Source organism: Rhodococcus spelaei, from assembly GCF_006704125.1.
Taxonomy (GTDB): Bacteria; Actinomycetota; Actinomycetes; order Mycobacteriales; family Mycobacteriaceae; genus Rhodococcus_G; species Rhodococcus_G spelaei.
Genome location: NZ_VIGH01000007.1, coordinates 329,094 through 335,231, shown reverse-complemented (window position 1 = coordinate 335,231; position 6,138 = coordinate 329,094). Strand labels below are relative to the sequence as shown.

General features: G+C 67.6%; 7 protein-coding genes and 1 rRNA gene. 4 read left to right on the top strand and 4 right to left on the bottom strand.

Translation table 11 applies throughout. The features are described 5' to 3' along the window. The first annotated feature begins 4 nt into the window (after positions 1–4). Positions 5–121 (top strand): 5S ribosomal RNA (gene rrf / locus FK531_RS16980). A 211-nt stretch (positions 122–332) separates the two neighbouring features. Here rrf and FK531_RS16975 read toward each other — a convergent pair. Both FK531_RS16975 and FK531_RS16970 read right to left on the bottom strand, forming a co-directional pair. Continuing rightward, on the bottom strand, positions 333–689 hold the full coding sequence (locus FK531_RS16975; protein ID WP_181762996.1) for an MmcQ/YjbR family DNA-binding protein: 357 nt from the start codon (positions 687–689) through the stop codon (positions 333–335). A 15-nt stretch (positions 690–704) separates the two neighbouring features. Continuing rightward, positions 705–2,255, bottom strand: coding sequence for an adenylate/guanylate cyclase domain-containing protein (locus FK531_RS16970; RefSeq protein ID WP_142101363.1), 1,551 nt, complete (start codon positions 2,253–2,255; stop codon positions 705–707). Between the two features lie 63 nt (positions 2,256–2,318). Here FK531_RS16970 and nucS point away from each other — a divergent pair, with 63 nt between their 5' ends. Together nucS and FK531_RS16960 are read left to right on the top strand one after the other, a co-directional pair. Continuing rightward, entirely contained in the window at positions 2,319–2,993 is a 675-nt protein-coding gene (gene nucS, locus FK531_RS16965) for an endonuclease NucS (RefSeq protein WP_142101361.1), read from the top strand. Between the two features lie 33 nt (positions 2,994–3,026). Continuing rightward, entirely contained in the window at positions 3,027–3,329 is a 303-nt protein-coding gene (locus FK531_RS16960; protein WP_181762995.1) for an Rv1322 family protein, read from the top strand. Here the strand turns inward: FK531_RS16960 and FK531_RS16955 are convergent. Both FK531_RS16955 and mce read right to left on the bottom strand, forming a co-directional pair. After that, positions 3,310–4,257 carry a coiled-coil domain-containing protein gene (locus FK531_RS16955; protein WP_142101359.1) on the bottom strand — a complete coding sequence of 316 codons (948 nt, stop codon included), beginning with the start codon at positions 4,255–4,257 and terminating at the stop codon, positions 3,310–3,312. The genes FK531_RS16960 and FK531_RS16955 overlap by 20 nt on opposite strands. A gap of 48 nt (positions 4,258–4,305) precedes the next feature. Then, positions 4,306–4,785, bottom strand: coding sequence for a methylmalonyl-CoA epimerase (gene mce, locus FK531_RS16950; protein WP_142101357.1), 480 nt, complete (start codon positions 4,783–4,785; stop codon positions 4,306–4,308). Positions 4,786–4,889: 104 nt separating this feature from the next. Here mce and FK531_RS16945 point away from each other — a divergent pair, with 104 nt between their 5' ends. Continuing rightward, positions 4,890–6,083, top strand: coding sequence for an acetyl-CoA C-acetyltransferase (locus FK531_RS16945; protein WP_142101355.1), 1,194 nt, complete (start codon positions 4,890–4,892; stop codon positions 6,081–6,083). The last annotated feature ends 55 nt before the right edge of the window (positions 6,084–6,138 follow it).

The window sequence follows — 6,138 nt, the reverse complement described above, 5'->3', positions numbered from 1 at the left end:
GAGTTACGGCGGCCATAGCGGAGGGGAAACGCCCGGTCCCATTCCGAACCCGGAAGCTAAGCCCTCCAGCGCCGATGGTACTGCACTCGACAGGGTGTGGGAGAGTAGGACACCGCCGAACATAAATTGCGAATGCCTCGCACTACAGTCTCGTAAGAGGGTGTGGTGCGGGGCATTTCGCATTTCCAGGGACTGCCCATCCCTGTCCACTTCCCGATGGCGATGGCGATGGCGATGGCGATGGCGATGGCCCGAGTCCGACACCCGCCATTGCGATAATGCTGGTTCTTCTGGTGCCTGCTGGGAAGTCGGAACCACTGCCCACCGGACGGCTACTCGTCGTAGAGGCTCCCGAACTCGTGTGCGCTGACGAGTCGCTTCGGTGCGGTCAGAGCCCAGGCCTCGGTGACCAGTTCCAGCAGTTCGTCGGATTCGATCTTCGGCAGGTGGACCACCACCCACCCGAACTGGCCGGCGGTGAACTGAACCTCGAACACCTCGGGACGTTCGGCGACGAGCGCGATCTGCTCGTCGAGGGTCGCCTTGAGGCCCACCGTCTGGGTCTTCTCCCAGACGAAGCCGAATCCCTTACCGCCGACCTTGAGCGAGATCCAGTTCCCGGTGTCGGTCTGCGTGGTCTCGGGCAACGTGCCCAGCATCGTGAGGAACTCGTCGACTGTCACACTCATGCCCCACATCTACCATCACGCACCGACAGGGGTTGCCAGCCGGGTGGCGGCAGCGCGGCCGCGTAGCACCACCGCGTCACCGAGCGTCCACTGCTGTGACTCCCAGGGATCGGCGGCGGCCACGGCTCGATCGGAGGCGACCAGGGCTCCGGGAACTGTTTTCGCGAGCTCGGACAGCCGCGCGGCCTCGTTGACCGGATCTCCGATCACGGTGTACTCGAAGCGTTCTCGTGCGCCGATGTTTCCCGCGACCGCGGTGCCGGCAGCGACGCCGATCGCGGCATCACAGTCGGGCACCTCGACCAGCAGCCGGGCCCGGATGCGTCGCGCGGCGGCAAGGGCGTTGCCCGCGGGGTCGGGGATCTCCGCCGGGGCGCCGAAGATGGCGAGGGCAGCGTCCCCCTCGAACTTGTTGACGAACCCCGCGTGCCGGTCCACCTCGTCCACCACGACGTCGAAGAACCGATTCAACAGGTCGACCACTTCCCGGGGTGGCCGGGTCGCGGCGAGCTCGGTGGAACCGATCAGATCGATGAAGAAGACTGCGATATCGCGTTCCTCGCCGCCCAGTTCGGGATTGCGTGCGATGGCGGCCGCGGCGACCTCGTGCCCGACGTGCCGGCCGAACAGGTCCTGGATGCGTTGGCGTTCACGTAGCCCTTCGGCCATCCGGTTGAAGCCACTCTGCAGCTCGCCGAGTTCGGTCCCGTCGTACACCGCGACCGGACCGTCGAGGTCGCCGACCTCGACCTTCGCCATCGCCCGGGTCACCGAGCGGATCGGCGCGACCGTGGCGCCGATGCCCAGCAGCGTCAGCGACAGCCCGAACAGGAGGGTGATCGCCCCAAGGACGAGGATGATGACGGCGAGCTGATTGCTGTCGACGTCGTAGCGCACCAGGCTGAAGATCGCGATAAGCATCAGGCCGATCACCGGTACGCCGGTCCCCAGCAACCAGGCCAGCAGGTTGCGACCGGTGACACCGGCGAGGCGGTACCGCCTCGGGTCGCCCGCCTCGAGGGCGCGGGCCGCTGCCGGGCGCAGCGCGAACTCGCTGAACAGATAGCTGAACGCGCACACCGTGACCCCGGACAGTGCGACGGTGAAGGCCACCTTGGGAATCGTCTCCGGCCCGATCAGCCCGTAGCTGAGAGTGAAGACGACGAGCCCACCCGTCCACAGGACTGCCTGTATCTGGGTCAGCCGCCACGGCATCGTCAGCGCGGTGGTGGCCTCGCGGCGGGTCGGCGCCTTGCCGTCGATCGCCCACCGCAGGCCCCTGACCGCCCGCAGCGTGCCCCAGAGAACGCCGACGGCGATCGCAAGGCCCACGTACACGGGACCGATCACAGCATTGACGAACAGGTACTCCCGGGTGAGCAGGTCGGGGCCGGGGATGACCACGGTGATCAGCGCGCCGACCATGACCGCGCCGATGAGGTTGGACAACACCAGGCTCGCGGTCAGCAGTACCTGTACCCGGATCCGGCGGCGTCCACTGCTCTCGTTCTCGCCGCCGAGCAGTCGCGAACCGAGTGGGGCGTCGGCGAGTCCGGGAATCTGCATGGTCGCCCCAGACTAGTTGGTGCAACGGTGGTGTCGGGGTCTGTGTGCTCTAGGGTGGTGCGCGTGCGCCTCGTGATTGCCAGCTGCCATGTCGACTACGTCGGCCGTCTCACCGCACATCTGCCGAAGGCGCGCAGGCTCCTGCTGGTCAAGTCCGACGGCTCGGTGAGCGTGCACGCCGACGACCGTGCGTACAAGCCCTTGAACTGGATGAGCCCGCCCTGCTGGCTCGTCGAGAACGACGGTGACGAGGGCACTCAGCTGTGGGTGGTGACGAACAAGGCCGGCGAGGAACTGCGGATCACCATCCACGAGGTCGAGCACGACTCCTCACACGAGCTCGGCATCGACCCGGGTCTGATCAAGGACGGTGTCGAAGCGCACCTGCAGGAACTGCTGGCCGAACACGTGGAGACCCTCGGCGCCGGTTACAGCCTGGTGCGCCGCGAGTACATGACGGCCATCGGTCCGGTCGACCTGATGTGCCGTGACGCCGACGGCGCTTCGGTGGCGGTGGAGATCAAGCGTCGGGGTGAGATCGACGGCGTCGAGCAGCTGACCCGGTATCTCGAACTGCTCAACCGGGACCCGCTGATCGCGCCGGTGCGTGGCGTGTTCGCCGCGCAGCAGATCAAGCCGCAGGCGAAGACGCTGGCGGAGGATCGTGGAATTCGTTGCCTGACCCTCGATTACGAGGCGCTGCGCGGGATCGAGAGCACTGAGTTCCGGCTGTTCTGAGAGAGCTTGTCGACCGCGGATAAAGTGGACGTCATGCCTCGCCGCAATCAGCACCGCCCCTCCGGCGGGCCCGCCCCCGTCGGACTGAATCAGCCGCGGGTGGAGTCGGGGCCGGCCGGTTACGACGGCGAGCGATTCCTGGTGCGGCAGGTACCGGGGGCGCGGGCGACCAAGACCTACCGCTGCCCGGGCTGCGACCACGAGATCCGGCCTGGGGTCGCACACCTGGTGGCCTGGCCGGCGGATGATCTCGGCGGGGCCGAGGACCGCCGGCACTGGCACACCGGATGTTGGAACGGTCGCGGATCGCGGGGGATCACCCGACGCTGGTCGTGACCGACTTCTGCGAGGCGTCATCGTCTGACGCGTCGGAATCCGCGTCCTGCGCGTCGCTCTTGGAGGGAACGCCGTCGAGCAGCTCACCCTCTCGGTTGACGGACGCGAGCATGGCGGGCACCGAGTCCAGCTGACCGCGAATTCCCAAGAGCTGAGCCAACACTCGGCCGCGCAGCACCCGGAGTTCCTCGGCGAGTTCCTTGGCGTGCGCGATTCGCTTCTCGGCCTGCTCGGTCGCGGTCTGCAGGCGTCGACGGGCCTCGTTGGTCGCGTCGGTGAGCCGGCGCTCGGCCTCGGCCTTGCTGGAGGACTCGAGTTCCTCGACCGCGGCGACGACCGTGGTCCGCCGCTCGGTCATGGTGATCTCGAAGTCCTGCTGGATCCGCGCGCGCTTGGCGTCGGACTCGGCCTCGAGCCGTGCGGCCTCGGCCTGCGCGGACTCGACCGTCCGGGCAGCCTCGGTGCGCGCGCTGGCCATCGTCTGCTCGTGCTCGGTCTCCATCGCCGACCGACGGTCCGCGAGCTCGGCCAGCTTCGCCTCGTACTTGCCGCGCAGGGCGGTCGCGTCCTGCTCGGCGATCGAGACCATCTCGGCGGACTCCGCCTGGGCCTTGGCCCGCACCTCGGAGGCCTCGTCGGAGGCCAGCCGGAGCATCCGGGAGATGCGCTCGCTCATGCCCTCCGCGGTGGTCGGGGGCACCGACAGTCGGTCGACGTCCTTGCGCAGGTCGTCGATCTCGTCACGGGCGTCCTCGAGCTGGTGCGCCAGGTCGCGGGCCTGCGCCGCGGCGGCATCGCGGTCGGTCGCGGTGACGCGGAGCTCCGCGTCGAAGCGATCGAAGAAGTTGCGTACCTCGTCCTTGTCGTAGCCCTTACGAACAATGTTGAAGGGCAGGGGGACGGGACCGCGGTCGTGCTCGTTGGACATGGTCAATAACCTACCGTGGCTGGGATGTCGGGGGCGATGCTCTTCGAGTCAGTGTGACGGATTCGCGGCCGGTTCGACCAGCTCCACGAGTACGCCGCCGGCGTCCTTCGGGTGCAGGAAGTTGATCCGGGAGTCGGCGGTGCCACGACGCGGGGCGTCGTAGAGCAACCGGACGCCGCCCGCACGCAGGCGTGCGGAGATCTCGTCCAGGTCGGTGACGCGGTAGGCGAGCTGCTGCAGGCCGGGACCGCTGCGGTCGATGAACTTGGCAATCGTGGAGTTCTCGTTGAGCGGTGCGAGCAGCTGGATCATGGTGGCACCCTCCGGGCTGCCCGGCACGGCCAGCATCGCCTCGCGCACGCCCTGCTCCTCGTTGACCTCTTCGTGGGTCGAGACCAGGCCGAGGTGCTCGCCGTACCACGCGATCGCGGCGTCGAGGTCGGGGACCGCGATACCGACGTGGTCGATGGCCGTGACGAGCTCGGAGGCCAGGGGAGAAGTCGCTGCGCTGGGGGCGGAATGTGTCATGGCACTGACGGTAGCGCTACCGTCTTTGTAGGCCCTCGACGGGATGTGACTTCGGTCGCTGCCCGCCGAGCCGATCCCGTCGCAGTTGATCGTTGGAGGAAGTCGTGAGCAGTTCTGTCATCGTCGCCGGAGCCCGTACCCCTGTGGGTCGGCTGCTCGGATCGCTCAAGGATTTCTCGGGGTCGGACCTCGGTGGTGTCGCGATCGCGGGTGCGTTGGAGAAGGCGGGGGTGGCGCCGGAGCAGGTGCAGTACGTGATCATGGGTCAGGTGCTCACTGCGGGTGCGGGGCAGATGCCGGCCCGTCAGGCGGCGGTCGCCGCCGGTATTCCGATGGATGTGCCCGCGTTGTCGATCAACAAGGTGTGTCTGTCGGGGATCGACGCGATCGCGTTGGCGGATCAGCTGATCCGGGCGGGTGAGTTCGACGTGGTGGTGGCCGGTGGTCAGGAGTCGATGTCGCGGGCGCCGCACATGCTCGAGAAGTCGCGGGAGGGTTTCAAGTACGGGGATGTGACGTTGCGTGATCACATGGCGTACGACGGGTTGCATGACATCTTCACCGATCAGCCGATGGGCAATCTGACCGAGCAGGCCAATCAGGGTGAGGGTCAGCGGATCAGTCGTCAGGAGCAGGACGCGTTCTCGGCGGCGTCGCATCAGAATGCGGCGCGGGCGTGGAAGGACGGGCTGTTCGACGCGGAGGTGGTGCCGGTGTCGATTCCGCAGCGCAAGGGCGAGCCGGTGGTGTTCGCGCAGGACGAGGGCATCCGCGCCGACACCACCGTCGAGTCGCTGGGCAAGCTGCGTCCCGCGTTCTCCAAGGACGGGACCGTCACCGCCGGGTCGGCGTCGCAGATCTCGGACGGCGCCGCCGCGGTCGTGGTGATGAGCAAGGCGAAGGCGCAGGAGCTGGGCCTGAGCTGGATCGCGGAGATCGGTGCGCACGGTGTGGTGGCCGGGCCGGATTCGACGTTGCAGTCGCAGCCGGCGCGGGCGATCGCGAAGGCGTGTGCGCGTGAGGGTATCGATCCGAGGGATCTGGATCTGGTGGAGATCAACGAGGCGTTCGCGGCTGTGGGGATCGCCTCGACCGTGGAGCTCGGCCTCGATGCGTCGAAGGTGAACGTGAACGGTGGGGCGATCGCGATCGGGCATCCGTTGGGGATGTCGGGTGCGCGGATTGCGTTGCATCTGGCGTTGGAGCTTGGTCGTCGTGGCGGTGGTGTGGGCGCGGCGGCGTTGTGTGGTGGTGGCGGGCAGGGTGATGCGTTGATCATCCGGGTGCCGAAGCAGTAGTCGCCGACACGTAAGTCGCGACTACAGGGCGTCGTAGATCACAGTCTGCGGCGCC

What these genes read in the sequence shown, in the direction of transcription:
- FK531_RS16955 (WP_142101359.1), bottom strand. Translation starts at nt 4,257, where the DNA reads ATGTCCAACGAGCACGACCGCGGTCCCGTCCCCCTGCCCTTCAACATT.
- FK531_RS16975 (WP_181762996.1), bottom strand. Translation starts at nt 689, where the DNA reads ATGAGTGTGACAGTCGACGAGTTCCTCACGATGCTGGGCACGTTGCCC.
- mce (WP_142101357.1), bottom strand. Translation starts at nt 4,785, where the DNA reads ATGACACATTCCGCCCCCAGCGCAGCGACTTCTCCCCTGGCCTCCGAG.
- FK531_RS16960 (WP_181762995.1), top strand. Translation starts at nt 3,027, where the DNA reads ATGCCTCGCCGCAATCAGCACCGCCCCTCCGGCGGGCCCGCCCCCGTC.
- FK531_RS16970 (WP_142101363.1), bottom strand. Translation starts at nt 2,255, where the DNA reads ATGCAGATTCCCGGACTCGCCGACGCCCCACTCGGTTCGCGACTGCTC.